The organism is Streptomyces sp. NPDC058145 (assembly GCF_042884245.1).
Classification (GTDB): domain Bacteria; phylum Actinomycetota; class Actinomycetes; order Streptomycetales; family Streptomycetaceae; genus Streptomyces.
The window spans coordinates 621,582-646,230 of record NZ_JBHVUH010000003.1 but is presented as its reverse complement, the minus strand read 5'-3'; the positions used below and the strand labels follow the sequence as shown (position 1 = coordinate 646,230).

Below are 24,649 nucleotides of genomic sequence, written 5' to 3'. Positions count from 1 at the left end.
GTGGTGTGGTGCAGCATCGGAGATGTGAGAAACGCGCCCACGATCCTGCATCTCGACATGGATGCCTTCTACGCCTCGGTGGAGCAGGCATCCAAGCCGAGCCTGCGGGGCAAGGCCGTGATCGTGGGCGGACTCGGACCGCGCGGCGTGGTGGCCACCGCGTCCTACGAGGCGCGGGTGTTCGGGGTGCACTCGGCGATGCCGATGGCCCAGGCGCGCCGGCTGGCACCCAACGCCGCGTACCTGGTGCCGCGCTTCAGTCTCTACCGGTCTGTGAGCGAGCAGGTGATGGCGCTGCTGCGGGAGCTGTCGCCGCTGGTGGAGCCGCTGAGCCTGGACGAGGCGTTCGTCGACCTCGAGGTCCGGGAGGCGGCCTGGGACGCGGACTCGGCGCGCCGCGTGGGGACGAGGCTGCGCACCGAGATACGGGCGGTCACCGGGCTCACGGGGTCGGTGGGGCTCGCCGCCTCCAAGATGCTCGCGAAGATCGCCTCGGAGGAGGCCAAACCGGACGGACTCGTCCTCGTGGAACCCGGCACCGAGCGGGCGCTGCTCGGGCCGATGCCGGTGCGGACCCTGCCCGGGGTGGGGCCGGCGACCGGGGACCATCTGCGGCGGGCCGGGATCACCACGGTCGAGGAGCTGGCCGAGGCCGGCGAGGACGAACTCGTGCGGCTGCTCGGCAAGGCGCACGGGCACGCGTTGTACGCGATGGCGCTGGCGCGCGACGACCGGCCCGTGGTCGCCGAGCGGGAGACCAAGTCGGTTTCCGTCGAGGACACCTACGACGTGGACATCCACGACCGGCTGCGGGTCGGTATCGAGGTGCGGCGGCTCGCCGACCGGTGCGTGCGGCGACTGCGCGAGGCCGGGCTGTCGGGGCGGACCATCGTGCTGAAGGTCCGCCGGTACGACTTCTCGACGCTGACCCGGTCCGAGACGCTCAGAGGGCCCACGGACGACCCCGCGGTGATCCGGGAGGCGGCCGAGCGGCTGCTGGACCCCGTGGACACCACGGGCGGGGTGCGGCTGCTCGGTGTGGGTGTCACCGGGCTCGCCGACTACACCCAGGAGGACCTGTTCGCCCAGGCGGCGCAGCCCTCGCGGGCGGCGCAGGCGCCGGAGGAGCCCGTGGCCGAGAGGGTGCGGGAGCGGCCGGAGCCCGTCGAGCGGCAGTGGCGTGCCGGGCAGGACGTGCGGCACGCCGCGTGGGGCCACGGCTGGGTGCAGGGCAGTGGCCTGGGCCGGGTGACGGTGCGCTTCGAGACGCCTCAGTCGGAGCCGGGGCGGGTGCGGACGTTCGGCGTGGAGGATCCCGCGCTGGAGCCGGCGGATCCGCTGCCGCTGGTACTGGGCAGGGATCCGCTGCCGCGGGTGCCGGACGCCGGTCCGCCGCCGCGCCTGTCGGGTGCTGTCGACGCCGATCCGTAGCGGGTGCCCGTGGTCCGCCGGATGCGGGCTTCGTCGTGGTCGCGCGCGGTTCTCCGCGCCCCGCGGTGCGGGCTCAGGGCTCCTCGGTGCCCGCCAGCTTGCCGAAGTCGTGGTCCGCCAGCGGGGAGGGCGCCGCCACGTCCAGCCCGTAGTGGTGGTAGAGCTGGAGTTCCTGTTCGGGGGAGAGGTGGCGGCCCACGCCGAAGTCGGGTGCGTCCTTGATGAGCGCACGGTCGAAGGGAACCTGCAGGGCGCCCTCGACGATCTCGCTGGGCTCAAGGGGGACGAAGGCGTCCCGGGAGAACAGACCGGTGCGTATGGCGGCCCACTCCGGCACACCCGTGGCGTCGTCGAGGTACACCTCGTCGATGGTGCCGATCTTGGTGCCGGTGCGGTCGAACGCCTTGCGGCCGATCAGGTTGCGCGGATCGATGTCGGTCTGCACGGTCCCTCTCCCTCCACTGGTCGCAACTCATCCGTAAGCACTACGAAAGAGCACAATCAGGGAGGCGGCCACTCGAAGGCCCGGGCGTTGACCTCGCTGGTAGGCTGACAGCGGCTGCTGACCCCGTGCGGGAGAGTCCTCCGACCACCTCGGAGGCGCCGAAGGAGCAAATCCTCCCCGGAATCTCTCAGGCTCACGTACCGCACGGACGAGGTCACTCTGGAAAGCAGGGCGGATGTCGACGGCGTCCGCCCTCACCGACGGTGAAAGCCGGCGCCCTCGGGCCGCCGGTGAAGCTCTCAGGTCGAGATGACAGAGGGGGAGGCCGTCGGGGTATCCGTACCGGGGTGCCCCTCGAAGGTCGTGTCAGACCAGGAGGCCTCCGCAATGACCGCCTATCGCACCCCGCTCTCCGAGCTCGAAGCGGGCATCCCCTTCGAGCAGCGCCACATCGGGCCCGACCAGGAGGCGCGGGCCAAGATGCTCGCGCACGTCGGCTACGGCTCGCTCGACGAGCTCACCGCCGCCGCGGTCCCGGATGTGATCAAGAACGCCGACGCCCTGGACCTGCCGGGTGCCCGCACCGAGGCCGAGGTGCTCGCCGAGCTGCGCTCGCTCGCCGACCGCAACCAGGTCCTCGGCTCCATGATCGGCCTTGGCTACTACGGCACCTTCACCCCGCCGGTCGTGCTGCGCAACGTCATGGAGAACCCGGCCTGGTACACGGCCTACACGCCGTACCAGCCGGAGATCTCCCAGGGCCGGCTCGAGGCCCTGCTGAACTTCCAGACCATGGTCGCCGAGCTGACCGGGCTGCCGACGTCCGGCGCCTCCCTCCTCGACGAGGGCACGGCCGCCGCCGAGGCCATGGCGCTGTCCCGGCGCATGGGCAGGAACAAGAAGGGCCTGTTCCTGGTCGACGCGGACGCCCTGCCGCAGACCGTCGCCGTCATCGAGACGCGCGCCGAACCGACCGGCGTCGAGGTCGTCGTCGCCGACCTCTCCGACGGCATCCCGGCGGAGATCGCCGAGCGCGAGATCAACGGCGTGCTGGTCCAGTACCCGGGCGCCTCGGGTGCCGTCCGCGACATCAAGCCGGTCATCGACCAGGCGCACGAGCTGGGCGCCCTCGTCACCGTCGCCGCCGACCTGCTCGCGCTCACCCTGCTGACCTCGCCGGGCGAGCTGGGCGCGGACATCGCCGTCGGCACGACCCAGCGCTTCGGCGTGCCGATGGGCTTCGGCGGGCCGCACGCGGGCTACATGGCGGTGCACGAGAAGTTCGCGCGCAGCCTGCCCGGCCGTCTCGTCGGCGTGTCCGTCGACGCCGACGGGCACAAGGCCTACCGCCTGGCGCTGCAGACCCGTGAGCAGCACATCCGCCGCGAGAAGGCGACCAGCAACATCTGCACCGCCCAGGTGCTGCTCGCCGTGATGGCCGGCATGTACGCCGTCTACCACGGCCCCGAGGGACTGCGGACCATCGCCCGCCGCACCCACCGTTACGCCACGATCCTCGCCGAGGGACTGAAGGCGGGCGGCGTCGAGATCGTGCACGGCGCCTACTTCGACACCCTCACCGCGCGCGTGCCCGGCAGGGCCGCCGAGGTCGCGGCCGCCGCCCGGGACAACGGCGTCAACCTGCGTCTCGTCGATGCCGACCTCCTCTCCCTGGCCTGTGACGAGACCACCAACCGGGCTCAGGTGGCGGCCGTCTTCACCGCCTTCGGCGTCGAGGGCGACATCGAGGCGCTGGACGCGGCGGCCGGCGAGGCCCTGCCCGAGGCCCTGCTGCGCACCGACGACTACCTCACTCACCCGGTCTTCCACGAGCACCGCTCCGAGACCGCGATGCTGCGCTACCTGCGCCGGCTCGCCGACCGGGACTACGCGCTCGACCGCGGCATGATCCCGCTGGGCTCCTGCACCATGAAGCTCAACGCGACCACCGAGATGGAGCCGGTCACCTGGCCCGAGTTCGGCCAGCTGCACCCCTTCGTGCCCGCCGAGCAGGCCGAGGGCTACCTCACGCTCATCCGCGAGCTGGAGGAACGTCTCGCCGAGGTCACCGGCTACGACAAGGTCTCGCTCCAGCCGAACGCCGGTTCGCAGGGCGAGCTGGCGGGTCTGCTGGCCGTGCGCGGCTACCACCGCGCCAACGGTGACGAGCAGCGCACCGTCTGCCTCATCCCCTCCTCCGCGCACGGCACCAACGCGGCCAGCGCCGTGATGGCCGGCATGAAGGTCGTCGTCGTCAAGACCGCCGAGGACGGCGAGATCGATGTCGCCGACCTGCGGGCGAAGATCGAGCAGTACCGCGACGAGCTGTCCGTACTGATGATCACCTACCCGTCGACGCACGGTGTGTTCGAGGAGCACGTCGCCGACATCTGCGCCCAGGTCCACGAGGCCGGCGGCCAGGTGTACGTCGACGGCGCCAACCTCAACGCGCTGGTCGGCCTCGCCAAGCCCGGTCACTTCGGCGGCGACGTCTCGCACCTGAATCTGCACAAGACCTTCTGCATCCCGCACGGCGGCGGCGGTCCCGGCGTCGGCCCGGTGGGCGTCCGGTCGCACCTGGCGCCGTACCTGCCGAACCACCCGCTGCAGCCGGCGGCCGGCCCCGAGACCGGCGTGGGCCCGATCTCCGCCGCGCCGTGGGGCAGCGCCGGCATCCTGCCGATCTCGTGGGCGTACGTCCGCCTGATGGGCGGCGAGGGGCTCAAGCGCGCCACCCAGGTCGCCGTGCTCTCCGCCAACTACGTCGCCAAGCGCCTCGAGCCGCACTTCCCGGTGCTCTACAACGGTCCCGGCGGCCTGGTGGCGCACGAGTGCATCATCGACCTGCGCCCGCTGACCAAGGCGACCGGCGTGAGCGTGGACGACGTCGCCAAGCGGCTCATCGACTACGGCTTCCACGCGCCGACCATGTCCTTCCCGGTGGCCGGCACGCTGATGATCGAGCCGACCGAGTCCGAGGACCTCGCGGAGCTGGACCGGTTCTGCGAGGCGATGATCGCCATCCGCGCGGAGATCGAGAAGGTCGGCTCCGGCGCATGGCCGGCGGAGGACAACCCGCTGCGCAACGCGCCGCACACCGCGCGGGCGCTCGGCGCGGACTGGGACCACGCCTACAGCCGCGAGGAGGCCGTCTTCCCGGGCGGTGTCGCGGTCGCGGACAAGTACTGGCCGCCGGTGCGCCGCATCGACCAGGCCTTCGGCGACCGCAACCTGGTGTGCTCCTGCCCGCCGCTGGACGCGTACGAGGACTGAGCGAGCCGTACGTGTGAGCCCCGCCCGTGGTACGGGCGGGGCTCCCGCGTTTCCGCGTTTCTCAGGCCGTGGCCAGCGACACCTCGGTCGCCTTGATCAGGGCGACCACGTCGGAGCCCACGAAGAGGCCGAGGTCCTCGGCCGCGTCCCTGGTGATCGCGGCGGTCAGTTCGCCGCCGGCCACGGCGACCTTCACGGAGGCCATGACCTCGCCCCGGGTGAGACGGGTGATCGCGCCGGGCAGCTGGTTGCGGATCGACAGGCCCTCGATCCGGCTGGTCGAGAGGGAGACCTCGGTCGACTTCACCAGGACGCGGACAGCGGTGCCGGGGGCGAGGGCGAGTTGCTCGGCGGCCTCCAGGGTGATGGCGGCCGTCAGCTCCGGGCCGCCGTCCAGCCGCACCTTGACGATCGCCATGACCTCGCCCGGGTGGACCTCGGTCACGTTGCCGGGGAGCTGGTTGCGGATGCTCAGTGTCATGAGCACCCACCGTAGAGCGCCTGCCCGGTCAGGCGGGGTACGCGTGGGTCTGCGTCGCCTTCACTGTCGCCCATACCGACGCACCCGGACGCAGGTCCAGTTCGGCGGCGGCGACCGTGGTGAGGTCGGCGGCGAGGGGGAGTTCGCCGGTGAGGTCGGCGCGGATCTGATCGCCGTGGGTCTCCAGGCCCGCGACCTCGCAGCGCCACAGGTTGCGGGCGCTGGCGCCGGTGGGCCGGTCCCGGAAGAGGGTGACGGCGGCCGGCGGGAAGGCCACGAAGACGGGGCCTGACAGGTCTTCCGTGGTCGCCACCGAGGGGCCCGCGTCCAGCCGTACGGTGTGCCCCCCGGCCTGTCCGCGGTAGAGGTTGAGGCCGACGAGCCGGGCGATGTAGTCGGTGCGCGGCCGGCGGGCGATCTCCGCGGGGGTGCCCTGCTGCACGACGTGGCCGTGCTCGACGACCACCAGCCGGTCCGCGAGCACCATGGCGTCCAGCGGGTCGTGGGTGACCAGCACGGCGACGGCCTCGAACTCGGCGAGGTGGCGGCGGAGCTGGGCGCGGACCTCCAGGCGGGTGCGGGCGTCCAGCGCGGCGAGCGGTTCGTCCAGGAGCAGCAGCCGGGGCCGGGTGGCCAGGGCGCGGGCGAGCGCGACGCGCTGGGCCTGGCCGCCGGACAGTCGGCGGGGCTTGGCCCCGGCGTGCCCGGCGAGGCCCATGCGGTCCAGCCAGGCGGCCGCCTGCGCGCGAGCCTCGGCCTTGCCCGCACCATGACAGCGCGGCCCGAACGCAACGTTGTCCAGGGCGGACAGGTGCGGGAAGAGCAGATAGTCCTGGAAGACGACGCCGACCGGGCGGCACTCCGGCGGGGTGCGCTCCAGTGAGGTGCCGTCCAGTCGCAGGTGGCCGCCGGTGAGCGGCAGCAGCCCGGCGAGGGCACGCAGGGCGGTGGTCTTGCCGGCGCCGTTCGGGCCCAGCAGCGCGATGACGTCGCCGGGGGCGGCGGTCAGCGCCACGTCGAGCCGGAAGTCCCTCCGGTCGACGACGAGCCGGGCGTCGAGCCCCTGCTCGCCGACGGCCTTCGGCCCGGCTTCGACGGGGAGATCGGTCCCGGTCATGGGGGCCGGGCCCGCCGTCGGTACCCGCCCGGGGTCGGCTTCCGTCCTCACCTCGCCCTCCATGCTCACCTCGCCGCCCCTCCTCACCCGGTCCTCCATCCCCATCGTGCCCTCATGCCCCCGTCATCCATCGGTCCCGCAGTCCCGCCAGCACCGCGATCGACACGGCCAGCAGGACCAGGCTCAGGGAGATGGCCGCCTCCGGGTCGTTCTGCAGGGCGAGGTAGACGGCCAGCGGCATGGTCTGGGTACGGCCGGGGAAGTTGCCCGCGAAGGTGATCGTCGCGCCGAACTCGCCGAGCGCGCGGGCCCAGGCCAGGACCGCGCCCGCGGCGACGCCGGGGGCGATCAGCGGCAGGGTGACCCGGCGGAACGCGGTGAACCGCGAGGCGCCGAGCGTGGTCGCCGCCTCCTCGTAGCGCGGGTCGGCGGCGCGCAGGGTGCCCTCGACGCTGATGACCAGGAACGGCATCGCGACGAAGGCCTCCGCGATCACCACCCCGGCGGTGGTGAAGGGCAGGGTGATCCCGAACCACGCGTCCAGCCACTGGCCGACCACCCCGTTGCGGCCGAGGGCGAGCAGCAGGGCGACGCCGCCCACCACGGGGGGCAGGACCAGAGGCAGGGTGACCAGGGCCCGAACGAGGCGGCGACCGGGAAAGTCGGTGCGCGCCAGCAGCCAGGCCAGCGGCACGCCCAGCACCAGACTGACCCCGGTCGCCGCCGTGGCGGTGACCAGGGACAACTGGAGGGCCTGCCACACCTCGGCGCTGGTCAGCTGGTCGGGCAGGCTGCCCCAGGGCGCGCGGACGAGCAGCGCGAGGAGGGGCAGCAGCAGGAACGCCAGCGCCACGACACCGGGCACCAGCAGGGGCAGCGGCACCCCGCGTGCGCGTCGGCGCCGGGGCCCGCCCGTGCGGGGGCGAGCCACGGTGCCGGGCCTGCCGAGCGAGGTCACGGCTCGAGGAACCCGGCCTCGCCCAGGACCCGGCGGCCCTCGGCGGACCGCACCAGCGCGATGAACGCCTTGGCCGCGGGGGCGTTGCCGGCGTTCTTCAGCAGGGCGATCGGGTAGTCGTTGATGGCCTTGGCCGACTCGGGGAACTCCACGCCCTCCACCTTGTCACCCGCCGCCTTCACATCGGTCCTGTAGACCACGGCGGCGTCGGCCTCCTTCAGCTCCACCTTCGTCAGGGCGCTCTTGACGTCCTGTTCGTAGGAGACCGGGGTCAGCTTGAGCCTGCCGGCGTCGAGGGCCTTCTGGGCGGCGGCGCCGCACGGCACGGTCTCGTCGCACAGCACGACCTTGAGGCCGGCCTTGGTGAGGTCCTTCAGGGAGGACACCTTGCCGGGGTTGCCGGGCAGTGTGGCGATCTCGAGCTGGTTGCGGACGAAGGTGGCCGGGGTGCCCACCGCGTCCTTCCTGTCCGTCACGATCGCCATGGTCCTGGGGCTGGCGGCGGCGAACACATCGGCCGGCGCACCGCTGGTGATGCTCGCGGCGAGGGTGTCGCTGCCGCCGAAGTTGAAGCTGGCCTTGGTGCCGGGGTGCTGCTTCTCGAACTCCTTGCCGAGGGTCGTGAAGCTCTCCTTCAGGGAGGCGGCGGCGAACACGGTGACCGAGCCGGCCAGCTTCGGGGACGCGGAGCCCGAGGTGTCCGAACCGCCGGCCGACGAGTCGTCGGAGGAAGAGGAGCAGGCGCTGAGTGATATCAGGGCGGCGGCTCCCGCACCCGCCAGCTGCAGCATCCGCCGGGTCCGGCGCACGGAACGGGTCATCACGGATCTACTCCTCGAGTCCTTGAACGAGCTGTCGCGCCCTGCCACGGCCGTAAGCCGGCCGTGCGCCGATGATACTGCCGCATCTGCCAGATGTAAGTCTGCTGTCTCATCGCATGAGCGAGACGATTCCCCTGACGAGCTGGCATGTGCGTTTGTACGGGGGTGACGGCTGGGTACGGTTATCCGGGAGGTGGTCGCAGGTGACGCTCGCGGAACTCGCCCTGACCGGCGATCTGTTGCGCCCCACCAGGCTGACCGTGCCGGATCTGCTCGGCCGGCCGCAGCACCGGGTGGCGGTCAGCTTCGAGTGCGCCACCAGCGGCGTCCAGCGCCACCGGTTCAGCGGCCCGCGCCTCCATGACGTCCTGGCCGACGCCGGTCCGTCGTTCGACCCGGCCCGGCGCAAGGACCGGCTGCGCTTCCTGATCGCCGTCACCGGCACGGACGGCCACCACGCCGTGCTGTCCTGGGCGGAGATCGACCCCGACTTCGCCGGGGCCGCCGTACTGCTCGCCGTCACGATCGACGACACCCCGCTGGACGCGGCCGGCCCCCAGCTGGTGCTGCCGCAGGACCGCTGCGGGGCCCGGCACGTCAGCGGCATCACGGCGATCCGGGTCGACGGGGGATACGGCTTCGGCGCACCGGGGCCGGCCCCGGCCGGCCGCACGCACACCGGGTGAAGGCGAGGGGCCGCACCCTCGTGGTGGGAGCCGGTCAGACCCGGTCGATGTGCACGTTGGTGGATTTCACGCGCGCGGTCGCCTCCACGCCGACCTCCAGGCCCAGTTCCTCCACGGCCTCACGGGTCAGCAGCGACACCAGCCGGTGCGGCCCCGCCTGGATCTCCACCTGGGCGGCGACGTCGCCGAGCTTGATGGCGGTGACGATGCCGGGGAAGGCGTTGCGGACGGAGGTGTAGGGCGCGTCCTCCTCGCCGCCGCCCGTCCCGGCCAGTTCGACCGAGAACGCGGCGAGGTCCTTGCCGTCGATGAGTCGCCGCCCGGCCTCGTCGCGATGGGTCGCCACCCGGCCGGCGTCCGCCCATCGGCGGGCGGTGTCCGGGCTCACGCCGAGCAGCCGCGCGGCCTGGCCGATCGTGTAGGACTGCATGCCGGTCACGATAGGGCCATCACCCGGGAACCATGGACATGGGGTCACCCGGCCCGGCGTGATCGCGGACAGCGACTCCCTGGTGATCGGCCCTGCCTGTCGGGCCGGCGGTGGACGAGCCCCTCAGCCCGTGTGCACGCGCGGGCGGCGGGTGCGGTCCGGCTCCGCCTCGCGCAGGACCTCACGGGTGACCGGGGCGACCTCGCCCTGTCCGAAGAGGAAGAACCGCAGGAAGTTCGCGAACGGGTTGCCCTCGGTCCATTCGAAGTAGATGTGCGGGGTGCAGCCGGTCAGGTCGCGTGCGTGCAGGAGGAGCGCGGCGAGGGCGTTGGGGATGGAGGAGGACTCGACGGTCAGCACGCGGTAGCGGTTGTGCAGGACCTCGCCGCGTACCGTCAGGCCCGCCTCGAACTCGGAGGGGTCGGTGACGGTCACCTCGACGAAGACGAAGTCCTCCTGTTCCGGCATGTCGTTGTCGGCCCGGATCTGCTCGACCTTGTCGCGGTACTCGGCCTTGTCCCGTCCGTCGGGCTGGTTCGCGATGAACCGCATCTTGCGGCTGGCCATGTCCCGGACGAAACGCTCCGCCATCGGGTCCATGGTCACGCTGGTCACGCGCAGTTCGAAGGCGCGGGCCAGCCGGGACAGGAAGGAGACGAGGATGATGCCGGCGATGAAGCAGGCGCCGATCTTCACACCGTCAGGGCGTTCGATGACGTTCACGACGGTCGTGTAGAGGAACACCACCGAGATGACCGCGAAGCCGATGCTCCAGCGGTGCTGCCCGGCCCTGCGCGCGGCGATGGTCACCGCGATCGCGGCCGAGCTGATCAGCACCAGCACGCCGGTGGCGTAGGCGCCGCCCTGCTTGTCCACGTTGGCATCGAAGATCCAGGTGACCAGGAAGGCGACCAGGGTGAAGACGATGACCATCGGGCGCACCGCCCGGGCCCAGTGCGGGGCCATGCCGTACCGGGGCAGATAGCGCGGCATCAGGTTGAGCAGTCCAGCCATCGCGGACGCGCCCGCGAACCACAGGATCGCGATCGTCGAGATGTCGTAGACCGTGCCGAAGGCTCCGCCCAGGTACTCGTGCGCGAGGTAGGCGAGGGCGCGGCCGTTGGCCTGCCCGCCGGGCTTGAACTCGTTCTCCGGGATCAGCAGCGTGGTGATGAAGCTGGTGGCGATCAGGAAGCAGCTCATGATCAGGGCCGCGGTGGTCAGCAGCTTCTTGGTGTCCCGGATCCGCCCGGCCGGCCGTTCCTCGGTGTCGCCCTGGTCGCCCTGGACGTGCGGCATGACGGCCACACCGGTCTCGAAGCCGGACAGACCGAGCGCGAGCTTGGGGAAGACGAGCAGGGCGACGCCGATCATCACGAACACGTTGCCGTGCTCCGCGGTCAGGGCGCTGCTCCAGTCGGCCACCACGTGTTCGGCGCTGAGGACGTGCCAGAGGCCGTCGAACACGACGACCACGTTGAGCCCGAGGTAGATGCCGACCAGGGCGACGGCGACGCCGATGGCCTCGAGGAAGCCCTTGAGGAACACCGCGCCGAGCAGGGCGACCAGGAACAGAGTGATCACCATCTGGTGGCCCTGGAGCGCGCTGTTCAGGTGCGGGTTCTCGACCAGGTGGGTGGAGGCGTCGGCGGCCGACAGGGTGATGGTGATCAGGAAGTCGGTGGCCGCGAAGCCCAGCAGGGTCAGCACGAACAGCTTGCCCTTCCAGAACGACAGCAGCCGTTCCAGCATGGCGATGGACCCCTCGCCGTGCGGGCTCTCCTCGGCCACCCTGCGGTAGACCGGCAGGGCACCGGCCAGGGTCACGATCACCAGGACGATCGTCGCGATCGGTGACAGCAGGCCGGCCGCGAGGGCGGCGATGCCCGGCTGGTAGCCGAGGGTGGAGAAGTAGTCGACGCCGGTCAGGCACATCACCCGCCACCAGCGCTGACCCCGGTGCGGAGCCTCCGGCACGGCATGGGGCCCGGTATGGCCGCCGTGCTTGCCCATGTCGGACAGCCCCTCCAGCATCCAGGCGCGCAGGCGACTGGGAGGAGGGTGCTCGGTCGTGGCCATCGGCGTGCTCCAGGTGTGTGGCTCAGTGGTTTCCGGCCATCACGCGGACGGCGGCACCAGCGTAAGCAGAGAGTGACGTCATGGCCCCTGGATCGAGGGCCGGGGGGCGTCAATCTTGCGTTAAGACTGGCCCGGCGGGAGGGGCGAAGCATCAAGAAGCGGAGGCCGGAGGCCGATGGAGGGGCATCGGGCGGTAGTGGGAGGGATGGCCGCGGACCAGCGGGCGGCGGGCACCGAGCGTCATCTCGTACGACCCCTCCATGCTGCTCCCGCGCAGGAGGATCCGCAGCCGCAGTGAGCGGGTGACCCGGCGTCACAGATCCCTGGTGTCCATGCGCCGGTGCCACGCGTTGCGCCGGTGGACGGCCACGAGGTCCGACTCGAGCGGCGACGGAGGCACCGCCAGCACCGGGCAGCGGGAGTGGGTGAGGCAGTGCCGGCAGACGCGGCCCGAGAAGGCACGCTGAAGGCCCCGCCGGCCGGCGCCCACGACCAGCAGGTCGTTCTCGCGGTCCGCGGTCGCCACCAGAGCCCTGCCCGGGGTGCCGCGCACGATGACCGCGCACATCGGCACCCCCGGCCCCTCCTCGCCGAAGATCTCGCCGAGCACCGAGGCCAGTCGCCGCTTGGCCAGCCGCTGCCACTCCTCGACCAGCAGGGCGGCGGCGGGGGAGCGGCGCGCGGTGGCGTCGCCCCCGGGCGGCTCCCAGGCGAGCACCGGCCACAGTTCGGCTCCCAGCCTCCGGGCCAGCGCGGTCGCCCGGCGCAGGGCCGTGACGCTGCCCAGGGAGCCGCTCACGCCGACCACCACACGGGCCGCCGCCGAGGTGTCGTAACCGGACATGACTCCCCCGTTCCTCACGGATCGCCGCGGGCGCCGGCTCCCCGGCCGTGTCCGCGTGCAGGGCCTACCTTCCATCCCACTCCCGAGTGGGCGACGAGACCAGCCGTACGGACCCTCGAGGCAGCCTGCCTCAGTAAAATTCGGCAACAGCTTCGAAACTTTCGACATCCCGTGACCCTGTGAGGCGTACATGTGGACGTACGGCAACCCGGTCATCCCCGGCTTCCACCCGGACCCGAGCGTCTGCCGGGTGGGTGACGACTTCTACCTGGTGTGCTCGAGCTTCGAGTACTTCCCCGGAATACCGCTGTTCCACAGCCGGGACCTGGTGCACTGGTGCCAGCTCGGCAACGTCCTCGACCGGCCGGAGCAGTTGGCGCTGCCCGACGACGTGCCCGCCTCCGGCGGTGTCTACGCGCCGACCATCCGGTACCACGACGGGCTCTTTTACGTCATCACGACCGTCGTCGGCGCCGGAGGCACCTGCCTCGTCACCGCCGAGCGCCCGGAGAGGCCCTGGTCGGACCCGGTGTGGATCGACCTGCCCGGCATCGACCCCGACCTGGCCTGGGACGAGGACGGCCGGTGCTGGTGCGCCATGGCGGGCGTGACGGTCGCGCGGATCGACCCCCGCACCGGTGAAGTGCTCGAGGGGCCGCTGCCGACGTGGTCCGGCACCGGCCTCAGGGATCCCGAGGCGCCGCACCTGTACCGGGTCGGCGACTGGTGGTACCTGCTGATCGCCGAGGGCGGCACCGCGCTCGGCCACGGCGTCTCGGCCGCCCGTGCCCGCTCGCCGCGCGGCCCCTGGGAACCGGCGCCCGGCAACCCGCTGCTGTCCCACCGCGGCACCGGGCTGCCGGTCCAGTGCACCGGCCACGGCGACCTGGTCCGGGCGCCGACGGCAGTTGGTGGATGGTGCTGCTGGGCACGCGGCCGCGTGGCTGCTTCCCGGAGTTCCACGTACTCGGCCGCGAGACCTTCCTCGTGCCCGTGGAATGGGTGGACGGCTGGCCCCGGCTCGGCCCGGTGCGGGAGCGGCACCCGGCGCCGGCCGCCCGGGCGCCCGTCCAACCGTCCCCGGCGCGGGACGACTTCACCGGCCCGGAGCTGGCGCCGCACTGGATCTCGCCGCGGCGCCGGCCGGAGGGCCGCGCCTCGCTGACCGAGCGGCCGGGGTGGCTGACGCTCGCGGCCACCGGTGACAGCACCGACCTGCCCGGGCACACCTTCGTCGGCCGCCGTCAGCAGCACCACGACTGCCGGGCCGCGGTCCTGATGGACGCCGGGCCGTCGGCGCGTGCCGGGCTGTCCGTCCGGCTGGACGAGGCCCATCACTACGACCTGGAGGTGGCCGCGGGAGTGGCGTCCGTGATCGTGCGGATCGGCCCGGTGCGGCAGCGCGTCGCGGAGCACCCGGTGCCGGCGGGCCCGGTCACCCTGGCCGTCGACATCCGGGCGACCCGGAACGCACGACCACTGGGCGGCCCCGACACCGTCGCCTTCTGCATCGAAACTTCCGAAGGGCTCGTTCGGCCGGCCGAACTCGACGGCCGCTACCTGTCCAGCGAAGTGGCCGGCGGGTTCACCGGCCGTGTCCTCGGCATGTACGTCACCGAGGGGCGGGCGGCCTTCGACTGGTTCTCCTACGAGCCCGTCGGCTAGTGCGCAACACCTTGACGCTCTTCACGTGCCTTTCTAGAGTCGCGGATCGGAACGTTCGGGACTTGGACCGAATGTTTCGGTCCGCCGGAGTGTGCCGAGCGAGGTGAGCGCCTGCGGTGGCCCTGCTTTTTTGCGTTTGGAACCTCTCCGAAGCACTTCCGAAAGTTTCGAAGGAGCGCATGATGGGCGACCCTGCACTGTCCCGCCGCGGCTTTCTGGCGGCTTCCGTCGCCGCCGGCCTCGGGGCGACCGCACTCAGCGGCTGCGGCGGCGACTCGGACGGAGGGTCGTCCTCGGGGACGACCACGATCGAGTGGTGGAACATCTCGACCACCGAGCCGACCAAGACCGTCTGGGCCGGCCTCGCCAAGAAGTTCGAGGCCCAGAACCCCAAGGTCAAGGTGAAGATCGTCCAGCTCGAGAACGACGCCTACAAGTCGAAGATGACCGCGCTGACCGCCTCCGGGAAACTGCCGGACATCTTCCACACCTGGGGCGGCGGTGTGCTCAAGCAGCAGGTCGACGCCGGTCTGGTCGAGGACCTGACCGGCGGCACCAAGGCCTGGGCCGACGGACTGCTGCCGGTCGCCAAGCAGCCGTACCTGCTGGACGAGAAGGTGTACGGCATCCCGTTCGACATCGGCATGGTCGGGTTCTGGTACAACAAGGCGCTCTTCAGGAAGGCCGGGATCACCACACCCCCCACCACCTGGAGCGGCTTCCTCGACGCCGTACGGAAGCTGAAGTCCGCCGGCGTCACCCCGGTCGCCCTCGCGGGCAAGGAGAAGTGGCCCGGGATGTACTACTGGGCGTACCTGTCGATGCGCACCGCCGGTGCCGGGGCACTGCAGACGGCCGGCGAGAGCAAGGACTTCACCGGCGCGGACTTCGTCGACGCGGGGCGGCACCTGAAGGAACTGGTGGCCCTCCAGCCGTTCCAGAAGGGCTTCCTCGGAGCCGCCTACTCCACCCCGACCGGCCAGGCGGCCACCGTCGGCAACGGCAAGGCCGCGATGGAACTCATGGGGCAGTGGGCCCCGGTCGTGGAGGCCGACGCGGGCAAGGGGCTCGGCGCGGATCTCGGATTCTTCCCGTTCCCCGAGGTCGAGGGTGGCAAGGGGAAGATCACCGAGGTGTTCGGCGGAGGCGGTGGGCACGCGCTGCGCAAGGGCGCCCCCCAAGCCGCCGTGGACTTCCTGAAGTTCTTCGCCAGCGAGACCACCGACCGCGAACTGGTCAGGAAGACCGGGGTGCTGCCGGTCGTCCCGGCCGCCGGGAGCGTGCTCACCGACGCCAACCTCAAGGCCGTGCACGCCCAGTTGAAGGCCGCCACCGGCTTCCAGCTCTACCTCGACCAGGCCTACGCGCCCGCCGTCGGGCAGGAGGTCAACGACTGCGTCGCCGCGCTCATCGCCGGGTCGAAGTCGCCCGAGCAGGTCGCCCAGTCCATCACCAAGACGGCCAAGGAAGAGCAGTAGCCGCCGATGACCTCCACCTACCTCCCCGACCGGCGGAGCGGCCCGGCCGTCGACCGTCCGCCCCCGGCCGCGAGCGCGGTCCGCGGGCGGGCGCGGCGGCGCACGCTGAACTGGCTCACCGCGGTCGGCTTCCAGCTCCCCGCACTGGTGCTGTTCGTCGGCCTGGTGCTGCTGCCCATGCTGTTCGCGCTGTACGCCGCCCTCTTCCGCTGGGGCGGCTTCGGCATGCCCTCCGACTACACGGGCGCGGACAACTTCGGCCACCTCTTCCAGGACCCGGTCTTCCTGGGCGACCTGTGGCGCTGCCTGGTCCTGGTCGTGCTCTCGCTCGCCCTGCAACTGCCGTTCGCCCTCGCCATGGCGGTGCTGCTCAACCAGCGGCTGCGCGGCCGGGCGGTGTACCGGATGCTGTTCTTCGCGCCGTACGTCCTGTCCGAGGCCATCACCGGCGTGTTGTTCAGCATGATCTTCGCCCCCGGCGACGGACTCGCCGACCACGCCCTCGGCGCCATCGGCCTGGACGGCCTGGGCGGTGAGTGGTTCGCCGATCCCTCCTACGTCATGGCCACGCTCTTCCTCGTCATGACCTGGAAGTACTTCGGCTTCCACATGATGCTGTACCTGGCCGGACTCCAGTCGGTCCCGGCCGAGTTGCACGAGGCGGCGCTGATCGACGGCGCCGGTCCCTGGCAGCGCTTCCGCAACGTCACCCTGCCGCTGCTCGCGCCCACCCTGCGCATCAGCGTCTTCCTGTCCGTCATCGGGTCGATCCAGCTGTTCGACCTGGTGTGGGTCGTCACCCAGGGCGGCCCCGACCACCACTCCGAGACGATGGCCGTGACCATGTTCCAGTACGGCTTCAAGCGCTACCAGGTCGGCTACGCCAGCGCGATCAGCGTGGTCATGTTCGGCATCTGCCTCGTCTTCGCCCTCGCCTACCAGCGGTTCGTGCTCCGCCGCGACCTCCAGGGGGCCACCACGACGATGAGGGGAGCCGGCACGTGAGGCGCCAGACCGTACGCACGCTTCCGCTGTACGTGATCCTCGTCGTGGTCGGCGCGGTGATGGTCGTACCCCTGCTGTACGCGATCCTCTCGGGCCTCAAGTCCACCGACGAGCTGTCCCGCAACCCGTTCGGGCTGCCCGACCGGTGGCTGACGGGCAACTACACCGGCATCCTGCGCTCAGGCGACTTCTGGCGGCTCCTCGGCAACAGCACGCTGATCGCCGTGGCGACGACCGTGCTGGTGGTCGCGGTGTCCGCGCTGGCGGCCTTCTCCTTCGCCCGGTTCGCCTTCCGGGGCCGGGAGTTGCTGTTCACCCTCTTCACGATGGGGCTGATGTTCCCCTTCGCGGTCGCCGTCCTGCCGCTGTTCCTGCTGCTGCGCTCCCTGGACCTGCTGGACAACCCGCTCGGCGTGATCCTCCCGCAGGCCGCCTTCGGACTGCCGATGACGATCATCATCCTGCGCGGCTTCTTCCGGCAGATACCCGGCGAGCTGGAGGAGGCGGCCACGCTGGACGGCTGCAGCGCCTTCGGATTCTTCTGGCGGGTGCTGCTGCCCATGGCCCGGCCCGCGCTCGGTACCGTCTCGGTCCTCGCGGTGGTCACGAGCTGGAACAACTTCCTCCTGCCGCTGCTGGTGTTCACCGACAGCACCTGGTGGACGCTGCCCATCGGCGTCCAGCAGTTCCAGGGCCAGTACTCGGCGGAGTACGCCCGTGTCTTCGCCTACCTCGTGCTCGCCATGGTCCCCGCCCTCGCCTTCTACTCGGTCGCCGAACGCCAGCTCGTCGGCGGTCTGACCGCCGGCGCCACCAAGGGCTGAGCCGTATCCCCCTGACAGACAGGAGTCGCACCATGCCCAAGACGCGCCTCAGACTCGAGGGCGCCCTCGCGGCCCTCCTGGTGGCCGCGGGCCTCGCCACCGGACCCGCCGCCCAGGCGCAGGAGCACCGGCCCACCCTCGCCGACCTCGCCCAGCGGCACGGCCGCTACTTCGGCAGCGCCACCGACAACCCGGAACTCACCGACAGCGCCTACACGAAGATCCTCGGCAGCGAGTTCGACATGATCACCCCGGGCAACGGGATGAAGTGGTACGCCACCGAGCCGCGACAGGGTGTCTTCGACTGGACCGACGGCGACCGGATCGTGAACCTGGCGCGCCGGCACCACCAGCGGGTCCGCGCCCACACCCTCGTCTGGCACAGCCAGCTTCCCGACTGGCTGACCGCGAAGGAGTGGACGGCCGGCGAGCTGCGCGCCGTGCTGAAGAAACACATCACCACGGAGGTGCGGCACTACCGGGGCAAGGTCTACTCCTGGGACGTCGTCAACGAGGCGTTCAACGAGGACGGCAGCTACCGCGAGACCATCTGGTACAAGACCCTCGGCCCCGGCTACATCGCCGACGCGCTGCGCTGGGCCCACCAGGCCGATCCGCACGCCAGGCTCTACCTGAACGACTACAACATCGAGGCCGTCGGCCCGAAGAGCGACGCCTACCACCGGCTGGCCGAAGAGCTGAAGGCGCGGGGCGTCCCGCTCGACGGCATCGGCCTGCAGGCCCACCTGGCCCTGCAGTACGGCTATCCCGCCACCCTGGAGGACAACCTCCGCCGCTTCTCCCGCCTCGGCCTCGACACCGCCCTCACCGAGGTCGACGTGCGCATGCAACTGCCCGCCACCGACGAGAAACTGGCAGAACAGGCCGCCTGGTACGGGGACCTGACCGAGGCCTGCCTGGCCGTCCGCCGCTGCGTGGGCGTGACGATCTGGGACTACACCGACAAGTACTCCTGGATCCCGGCCTTCTTCCCCGGTGAGGGCGCGGCCCTGCCCTGGGACGAGCGGCTGACCCCCAAGCCCGCCTACTCCGCGCTGCTGCAAGCGCTGCGACAGCGGACGGTCACCTGACGTAGCCGGCTCCGGACATGGGTCGGGGCCGGTGCGCACCGTATGTGTGCGGCCGGCCCCTCGGGTCGCCGGGCGGCGCGGCGGAACCGCCCGGAACGCTCGCCTAGGCGGCGGTCATCACCTGGTCCGCACCGAGCGGGCGGTGCGGGGCGATGACGCGGCCGTCGGGCAGAAGCTCACCGGTGTCCTCGAAGAGCAGGACGCCGTTGCACAGCAGACTCCACCCCTGCTCCGGGTGGTGCGCCACAAGGCGGGCGGACTCCCGGTCGGCGGACTCGGCTGGCGGACACGGTGGCTGGTGCTGGCACATGGATGGGATCTCTCGCTCTGTCGTGGTCATGTCCGTCCCCCGTGGCGAATAAGTCGGTCGGAACCCAGTGTTGCCCTCTGGGCGTCAATCCGCAGGGATTTCGCGGCACCGCTTCTCACAGGTTCATGACGCGTCACCCGCGCGGACGGTTCATTCCAACTGCACTGTCACTTCGGGTGGTTCTGGGGGGCCGGATAGGGCTAGTCCGGACGGCGGAGATCCCTTTCCGGCTCGTAGGAGCGGTTAATTGCTCGTACGAGCGAGCGGCTGCCGGAAAACAGTCGTACCCCGCTTCCCTTCCGGGGAACGGGGTACGCGCGCGTCGTTCAGGCGGGGATGGAACCGAGCAGCGGTACGGGAGTCGCCCGATGGGTCAGCACCGGGAGCAACTCGGCGACGCGGTGCGGCCGGTGGGCCGGGATGCCGGGTGGCGCCGGGGCCAGGGGTACGAGCAGGTCGGTGGCGGCCGGATGCCCCTCGGAGGCGTCGGCGGCGACGTCGCCGTGCAGCCACAGGGTGAGCATGTACAGGCCGGGCACGGACAGCAGGCGCGGCTGGTACGGCTGCGTCAGCGCCTCGGCCTGCTGCAGGGCGCGCTCGGTGGAGGCGATCCAGGGGCCCTCGAAGAAGTGCGAGAAGGCCCAGCCGTCCGGGGTCAGCATGGTGTCGGCGGCGGCCACCGCGCGATCGCCGCAGCGGATCACGAAGCGCCAGCCGGCGAGCCTCGTCGCGGACAGGCCCTGTGCGGTGATCCGGTCCAACACGTGCACCGGAAGCGGGAGTTGGGGCGTCGTGGGTCCCTGAGCGGCGCGCAGGGACGGAGTTCGGGCCTCACGGACCGCGGTGGGGGAACCGAGGGCAGTGAGGACGGAACGCAGTGCGGGCGCGGGTGCGGCGGACGCGTGCAGGGGCATGGTGGGTCGCCTCTCGTTCGACAGGCGCGGCGGCGCGAGGAGGGTGGGGCGGACAGCGCTGTCAGCTCACGGGTGGCCTGAGAGGTGGGGCCCGGTTCGATGAACGAGGGTGCGGCTGTGGCCTGCCGCTGAATCGACGGCAGGAACACGACAGAAACCGGGACCGCGGGCACCAACCTTAGGCCTCGTTCGCGAAGTTTATACGACGCGTGTTCAGACGATGTTTCGTCTACCGCATTCCGGCCGACCCGGCAAGGCGTCATTCAGCCGCTGATTCGCACGCATACATCCCGCTTTTCGTGCCGGGAGGGCCTCGCTGACCTCGTGATACGCCGCCGCCGCGGTCGGCCGATTGTCGTCGGCGTTTTTCACGAGGCGATCGGGGCACACGAACGTGCGTGGTGCGCCATGCCCCGTGAATGTGCCGCCGGGAACATTCCGACAGAGTAGCGGGCGCCGGGCCCGCGCGGGACGTTATCGATCGCTTCCGCTGGGCATCATCCAAACCCGGGACCCCGGCGGCCGGTCTGCGGCCCGCCCATCCGAGGAGGGAAACCCAGATGGGGGAGAAGGTCGTGGCAGGGCAGTTCGACCTGTCCGATCGTCAGCGCTACCGCGAAAAGCTCCAGAAGTGCCTGACGGGACTCGAGCGGCTGCTGGACGAGAAGCGGTTCGACCGCGCCAAGAACCTGATGGGCGTCGAGATCGAATTGAATCTCGCCGGCCGCGACGGCATGCCGAAAATGTTGAACGGGCAGGTACTGGAGCGCATCGCGAGCCGCGATTTCCAAACGGAACTCGCGATGTTCAACCTCGAGGTGAACATCGCCCCGCACCGGCTGGGCGGCCGGGTATTCGACCGGCTCGCCGAGGAACTGCGGACTTCGCTGGCGTACGCCGACCGAAAGGCCGGCGAGGTGGACGCCGGCATCGTGATGATCGGCATTCTGCCCACGCTCGACCGCGACGACCTCGTCTCCTCCAACCTCTCCGAGGTGGACCGCTACACCCTGCTCAACGACCAGATCGTGGCGGCGCGCGGCGAGGACTTCCGGCTCGACATCGATGGCGTGGAGCACCTGAGCTGTACCTCGAAGTCCATCGCCCCCGAGGCCGCCTGCACCTCCGTACAACTGCACCTCCAGGTCACCCCGGCCCGCTTCGCCGATGTGTGGAACGCCGCGCAGGTGGCGTCCGCGGCACAGATCGCCGTCGGCGCCAACTCGCCGTTCCTGTTCGGGCGCGAGCTGTGGCGCGAGTCCAGGCCGCCGCTGTTCCTGCAGGCCACCGACACCCGCCCGCCGGAGCTCCAGGCACAGGGCGTACGGCCGCGCACCTGGTTCGGCGAACGGTGGATCTCCTCCGCCCACGACCTGTTCGAGGAGAACCTGCGCTACTTCCCGGCGCTGCTGCCGATCTGCGACGACGAGGACCCGCTGGAGGTCCTCGATGCCGGTGGCATACCGAAGCTCGCCGAACTGGTGCTGCACAACGGCACGGTGTACCGCTGGAACCGGCCCGTCTACGACATCGCGGACGGCGTGCCGCACCTGCGGGTGGAGAACCGGGTGCTGCCGGCCGGCCCGACCATCACCGACGTGATCGCCAACGCGGCCTTCTACTACGGCCTGGTGCGGGCCCTCGCCGAGGAGTCGCGTCCGGTGTGGACCCGGCTGCCGTTCGAGGCGGCCGAGGCCAACTTCGACGCGGCCTGCCGGGACGGCATCGAGGCCCGTTTCGTCTGGCCGCGCCGGGGCCGCTACGGCGGTACGGGCGAGGTCGACGCCGTCACCCTGGTCCGGGACGAACTGCTGCCGCTGGCGTCCGCGGGCCTCGACGCGTGGGGGGTGGAGGCCGCCGACCGCGACCTCTACCTGGGCGTCATCGAGGAGCGCTGCCGGCGCCGGGTGAACGGGGCGGCCTGGCAGGCGGCCACCTTCCACCGGGCCCTGGAGCAGGGCCTCGGCCGCGGGGCCGCGCTGGCCGCGACGACACGCCGCTACGCCGAGCTGATGCACGTGGGCGAGCCGGTGCACACCTGGCCGGTGGGACTTCCGGAGCCGGTGCCGCTCGGCTGAGCGGGGGCGAGGCGGTCCGCTCCCGCGGCAAGCCCGGCCCGGGTAAGCGCTCCAGGAGGCGATCCGGCATGCTGTGAGCTCGCACGGCCGGAGCGACGACAGGAGTGCACGTGGAGGCGGACCCGGCGGCCGACGGCCCTTCGCGGGGGCGGTTCCCGCGGCGGATCTTCCGGGACGAGACACTGCTCGTGCTGGCGCTCTCGCTCGGCGCGAGCGGGGTGTCCGCGCTGATCAGCTTCGTCGGGTCGGTCACCAAACCGGGCGGGCTCAAGGACCAGGCGGCCACCCTCAACGCCTCCGCCGCGCCCGGGCGCCCCTGGCTCGACCTGGCCTGGCAGCTCTTCGGCATCGCCTCCGCGCTGGTGCCCGTGGCCCTGGTCGCCCACCTGCTGATGCGCGAGGGCGAGAGCCTGCGCACGCTGGGCTTCGACCGCACCCGCCCCTGGCCCGACCTCGGCCGGGGCGCGGGCGTCGCGGCGGTCATCGGCAGCACCGGGATCGCCTTCTACCTGGCCGCCCGCGGCCTCGGTTTCAACCTCACCGTGGTGCCCGAGGCCCTGCCCGAGGTGTGGTGGAAGTACCCCGTGCTCATCCTGTCCGCGGTGCAGAACGCGATCCTCGAGGAGGTCATCGTCGTCGGCTATCTGCTGCGCAGGCTGGGGCAGCTGGGCTGGACGGCGGGGACCGCGCTGGTGGCCAGCGCGGTCCTGCGCGGCTCGTACCACCTCTACCAGGGCATCGGCGGCTTCATCGGCAACATGGTGATGGGCGTGGTCTTCGTCTGGCTCTACCGCCGCTGGGGCCGGGTCGGACCGCTGGTCGTCGCCCACTCCCTGCTCGACATCGGCGCGTTCGTCGGCTACGCCCTGCTCGCCGGCACGGTGGACTGGCTGCCGACGGCCTGAGGGCGGACCGGCCCCGGCCGGTCAGGCGAGCAGTTCGCCGTCGATGACGGTGACCGCGCGGCCGGTCAGCAGCGTGCGGTCGCCCCGCAGACCGGTGCGGACCAGTCCGGAGCGGCGGGAGGCCTGCAGCCCCGTGAGATCGTCCCGGCCGAGACGGGCGGACCAGTGCGGGGCCAGCGCGGTGTGGGCGCTGCCGGTGACCGGGTCCTCGTCGATGCCGACGTTCGGGAAGAAGCAGCGCGAGACGAAGTCGTGGCCGAGGGACGGATCGTCGGCGCGGGCGGTGGCGATGATGCCCCGCGAGGAGTGCGCCATCAGGGCCTTGTGGTCGGGGGCGAGTCCGAGCACGGTCCGCTCGTCGGCCAGCTCCACCAGCAGGTCGCCGACGTTGGGCCCGGTGTCGTAGGCGACGAGCGGGTCGGCGCCCAGCGCCTTGCCGACGCCGTCCGGGATCTCCACCGCGGTGAGCGGGGCGGTGGGGAAGTCCATGGTGATCCAGCCGTCCGGGCCCGGCGTGGCGACGAGGACACCGCTGCGGGTGGCGAACCGCACCGGCCCCTCGTGCGCACCGGTGGTGTGCAGGACGTGCGCGGTGGCGAGCGTGGCGTGGCCGCACATCGCGACCTCGGCGACGGGAGTGAACCAGCGCAGCGCCCAGTCCGCGTCGCCGCCCGCGGGCAGCCGGTGCGCGAATGCCGTCTCGGCGTGGTTCACCTCCAGGGCGACGTTCTGGAGCCAGTCGTCGTCCGGGAAGACGTCGTCCAGGAGCAGGACGCCGGCCGGGTTGCCGGCGAAGGGGCGGTCGGTGAAGGCGTCGACGATTCGGATGCGCATGGCGCAGACGCTAGGGCCGTGGCGGGCCGGTCACCAAGGCCAATCGGCGAGTCCTGGACCGATTTCGGCGCGGCGGCCCGGTCGGCGGTCCCGCAGGGCCTCAACTCCGGACGGATGCGGCAGGGTCTTGGCGTCCGACCGGTTCCGATATATCGTTGAGACATCGCGTAAGAACGCGATGCGAACGTGACAGGTCAGCGATGGAATGGAGTGATCACGATGCGCAGTCACGGATTCGAGCGTGGACATCGTCAGGACGGCCCTGGCCGGCACGGCCGGGGCGGGTTCGGCGGCTTCGAGGAGCGGCGGGCCGCCTTCGGGCCCTTCGGCCCGGGTGGCCCCGGCTGGGGACCCGGCGGGCCCGGCTTCGGACCGGGGCCGTGGGGGCCGCGAGGGCGCGGCGGACCGAGGGGGCGGGCGCGGCGCGGTGATGTGCGCGCCTCGATCCTGGCCCTGCTCAAGGAGCGGCCCATGCACGGTTACGAGATGATCCAGGAGATCGCCGAGCGCAGCGGCGGCGCCTGGAAGCCCAGCCCCGGCTCGGTCTACCCCACCCTCCAACTGCTGGAGGACGAGGGTCTGATCGCCAGTCAGAGCGAGGGCGGGAAGAAGCTGTTCGCCCTGACCGACAGCGGCCGCACGGCCGCCGAGGACGGCCCGGAGGCTCCCTGGGAGGAGGCCTCGCGCGGGGTCGACTGGGAGGCCCTCGGTGAGATCCGGCAGGCCGGCATGGGACTGATGCAGGCCTTCGGGCAGGTCTGGAACACCGGGACCAAGGAGCAGCGCGACAAGGCGCTGACCGTCATCACCGACGCCCGGAAGAAGTTGTACCTCATCCTCGCCGACGAGGCCTGAGCCGTGCGGCACCAGGGCAGGGCGCCCCGCTGAACCTCCGCGGGGCGCCCTCGCCGTTTCAACGCCTGATCTCCTCCCTGAGGATGAGATCCCGGCGGGCGATGTGCACTCCGTGCGGGACGCGA

At 71.5% G+C, this 24,649-nt stretch carries 20 protein-coding genes, 2 pseudogenes and 1 riboswitch; of the genes and pseudogenes, 11 read left to right on the top strand and 11 right to left on the bottom strand.

Annotated features, from left to right (window positions below):
• Positions 1 to 24: 24 nt before the first annotated feature.
• Positions 25 to 1,583: pseudogene (locus ACFVVO_RS09895) on the top strand (DNA polymerase IV).
• Here ACFVVO_RS09895 and ACFVVO_RS09890 read toward each other — a convergent pair.
• Positions 1,505 to 1,876: a PRC-barrel domain-containing protein gene (locus ACFVVO_RS09890; RefSeq protein ID WP_390053336.1), complete on the bottom strand. Its 372-nt coding sequence runs from the start codon at positions 1,874 to 1,876 to the stop codon at positions 1,505 to 1,507. The pseudogene ACFVVO_RS09895 and the gene ACFVVO_RS09890 sit on opposite strands and share 79 nt — an antisense overlap.
• Before the next feature lie 118 nt (positions 1,877 to 1,994).
• Positions 1,995 to 2,089: riboswitch (glycine riboswitch) on the top strand.
• 174 nt (positions 2,090 to 2,263) lie between these two features.
• Between ACFVVO_RS09890 and gcvP the strand changes: the two genes are divergently transcribed.
• A complete protein-coding gene (gcvP, locus tag ACFVVO_RS09885; protein WP_390053334.1) occupies positions 2,264 to 5,149 on the top strand; it encodes an aminomethyl-transferring glycine dehydrogenase in 2,886 nt (961 codons plus the stop codon).
• Between the two features lie 61 nt (positions 5,150 to 5,210).
• Here the strand turns inward: gcvP and ACFVVO_RS09880 are convergent, their stop codons facing one another.
• The 4 genes from ACFVVO_RS09880 to modA form a co-directional block, all read right to left on the bottom strand.
• Positions 5,211 to 5,630: a molybdopterin-binding protein gene (locus ACFVVO_RS09880; protein ID WP_390053332.1), complete on the bottom strand. Its 420-nt coding sequence runs from the start codon at positions 5,628 to 5,630 to the stop codon at positions 5,211 to 5,213.
• 28 nt (positions 5,631 to 5,658) lie between these two features.
• Entirely contained in the window at positions 5,659 to 6,747 is a 1,089-nt protein-coding gene (locus tag ACFVVO_RS09875; protein ID WP_390053392.1) for an ABC transporter ATP-binding protein, read from the bottom strand.
• A 112-nt stretch (positions 6,748 to 6,859) separates the two neighbouring features.
• Positions 6,860 to 7,705: an ABC transporter permease gene (locus ACFVVO_RS09870; protein ID WP_390053330.1), complete on the bottom strand. Its 846-nt coding sequence runs from the start codon at positions 7,703 to 7,705 to the stop codon at positions 6,860 to 6,862.
• Entirely contained in the window at positions 7,702 to 8,526 is an 825-nt protein-coding gene (modA, locus tag ACFVVO_RS09865; RefSeq protein ID WP_390053328.1) for a molybdate ABC transporter substrate-binding protein, read from the bottom strand. The genes ACFVVO_RS09870 and modA overlap by 4 nt, the downstream gene beginning before the upstream one ends.
• Positions 8,527 to 8,729: 203 nt before the next feature.
• Between modA and ACFVVO_RS09860 the strand changes: the two genes are divergently transcribed.
• A complete protein-coding gene (locus ACFVVO_RS09860) occupies positions 8,730 to 9,212 on the top strand; it encodes a molybdopterin-dependent oxidoreductase (protein ID WP_390053326.1) in 483 nt (160 codons plus the stop codon).
• Positions 9,213 to 9,246: 34 nt separating this feature from the next.
• On the opposite strand, the gene ACFVVO_RS09855 is transcribed toward ACFVVO_RS09860, so the two are convergent.
• The 3 genes from ACFVVO_RS09855 to ACFVVO_RS09845 all read right to left on the bottom strand — a co-directional run bounded on the left by ACFVVO_RS09855 (position 9,247) and on the right by ACFVVO_RS09845 (position 12,565).
• Positions 9,247 to 9,642, bottom strand: coding sequence for a helix-turn-helix transcriptional regulator (locus ACFVVO_RS09855; protein ID WP_358929878.1), 396 nt, complete (start codon positions 9,640 to 9,642; stop codon positions 9,247 to 9,249).
• A gap of 123 nt (positions 9,643 to 9,765) precedes the next feature.
• Complete coding sequence (locus tag ACFVVO_RS09850; protein ID WP_390053324.1) at positions 9,766 to 11,721, bottom strand: amino acid transporter; 1,956 nt, start codon at positions 11,719 to 11,721, stop codon at positions 9,766 to 9,768.
• Between the two features lie 313 nt (positions 11,722 to 12,034).
• Complete coding sequence (locus tag ACFVVO_RS09845; protein WP_390053322.1) at positions 12,035 to 12,565, bottom strand: universal stress protein; 531 nt, start codon at positions 12,563 to 12,565, stop codon at positions 12,035 to 12,037.
• A gap of 190 nt (positions 12,566 to 12,755) precedes the next feature.
• Here ACFVVO_RS09845 and ACFVVO_RS09840 point away from each other — a divergent pair.
• From ACFVVO_RS09840 to ACFVVO_RS09820, 5 genes and pseudogenes are all read left to right on the top strand, one after another.
• A pseudogene (locus tag ACFVVO_RS09840) lies at positions 12,756 to 14,230 on the top strand (glycoside hydrolase family 43 protein).
• A 182-nt stretch (positions 14,231 to 14,412) separates the two neighbouring features.
• Complete coding sequence (locus ACFVVO_RS09835; protein ID WP_390053320.1) at positions 14,413 to 15,708, top strand: extracellular solute-binding protein; 1,296 nt, start codon at positions 14,413 to 14,415, stop codon at positions 15,706 to 15,708.
• Between the two features lie 6 nt (positions 15,709 to 15,714).
• The gene (locus ACFVVO_RS09830; RefSeq protein ID WP_390053319.1) at positions 15,715 to 16,713 is read left to right on the top strand and encodes a carbohydrate ABC transporter permease; all 999 of its coding nucleotides are present in this window, start codon (positions 15,715 to 15,717) and stop codon (positions 16,711 to 16,713) included.
• Positions 16,714 to 16,772: 59 nt separating this feature from the next.
• Positions 16,773 to 17,537, top strand: coding sequence for a carbohydrate ABC transporter permease (locus ACFVVO_RS09825; RefSeq protein ID WP_390053390.1), 765 nt, complete (start codon positions 16,773 to 16,775; stop codon positions 17,535 to 17,537).
• A gap of 32 nt (positions 17,538 to 17,569) precedes the next feature.
• Complete coding sequence (locus ACFVVO_RS09820) at positions 17,570 to 18,628, top strand: endo-1,4-beta-xylanase (RefSeq protein ID WP_390053318.1); 1,059 nt, start codon at positions 17,570 to 17,572, stop codon at positions 18,626 to 18,628.
• Between the two features lie 103 nt (positions 18,629 to 18,731).
• Here the strand turns inward: ACFVVO_RS09820 and ACFVVO_RS09815 are convergent, their stop codons facing one another.
• Together ACFVVO_RS09815 and ACFVVO_RS09810 are read right to left on the bottom strand one after the other, a co-directional pair.
• Positions 18,732 to 18,938: a DUF5999 family protein gene (locus tag ACFVVO_RS09815; RefSeq protein ID WP_061918215.1), complete on the bottom strand. Its 207-nt coding sequence runs from the start codon at positions 18,936 to 18,938 to the stop codon at positions 18,732 to 18,734.
• 326 nt (positions 18,939 to 19,264) lie between these two features.
• The gene (locus ACFVVO_RS09810) at positions 19,265 to 19,852 is read right to left on the bottom strand and encodes a hypothetical protein (RefSeq protein WP_390053316.1); all 588 of its coding nucleotides are present in this window, start codon (positions 19,850 to 19,852) and stop codon (positions 19,265 to 19,267) included.
• 560 nt (positions 19,853 to 20,412) lie between these two features.
• On the opposite strand from ACFVVO_RS09810, the gene ACFVVO_RS09805 reads away from it, so the two are divergent.
• Positions 20,413 to 21,930 carry a glutamate--cysteine ligase gene (locus tag ACFVVO_RS09805; protein WP_390053315.1) on the top strand — a complete coding sequence of 506 codons (1,518 nt, stop codon included), beginning with the start codon at positions 20,413 to 20,415 and terminating at the stop codon, positions 21,928 to 21,930.
• 104 nt (positions 21,931 to 22,034) lie between these two features.
• Positions 22,035 to 22,835, top strand: a complete 801-nt coding sequence (locus ACFVVO_RS09800; protein ID WP_390053314.1) for a CPBP family intramembrane glutamic endopeptidase — start codon at positions 22,035 to 22,037, stop codon at positions 22,833 to 22,835.
• Positions 22,836 to 22,856: 21 nt separating this feature from the next.
• Here the strand turns inward: ACFVVO_RS09800 and ACFVVO_RS09795 are convergent, their stop codons facing one another.
• Positions 22,857 to 23,669, bottom strand: coding sequence for a PhzF family phenazine biosynthesis protein (locus ACFVVO_RS09795; RefSeq protein ID WP_390053312.1), 813 nt, complete (start codon positions 23,667 to 23,669; stop codon positions 22,857 to 22,859).
• Positions 23,670 to 23,888: 219 nt separating this feature from the next.
• On the opposite strand from ACFVVO_RS09795, the gene ACFVVO_RS09790 reads away from it, so the two are divergent.
• On the top strand, positions 23,889 to 24,524 hold the full coding sequence (locus ACFVVO_RS09790) for a PadR family transcriptional regulator (protein WP_390053310.1): 636 nt from the start codon (positions 23,889 to 23,891) through the stop codon (positions 24,522 to 24,524).
• The last annotated feature ends 125 nt before the right edge of the window (positions 24,525 to 24,649 follow it).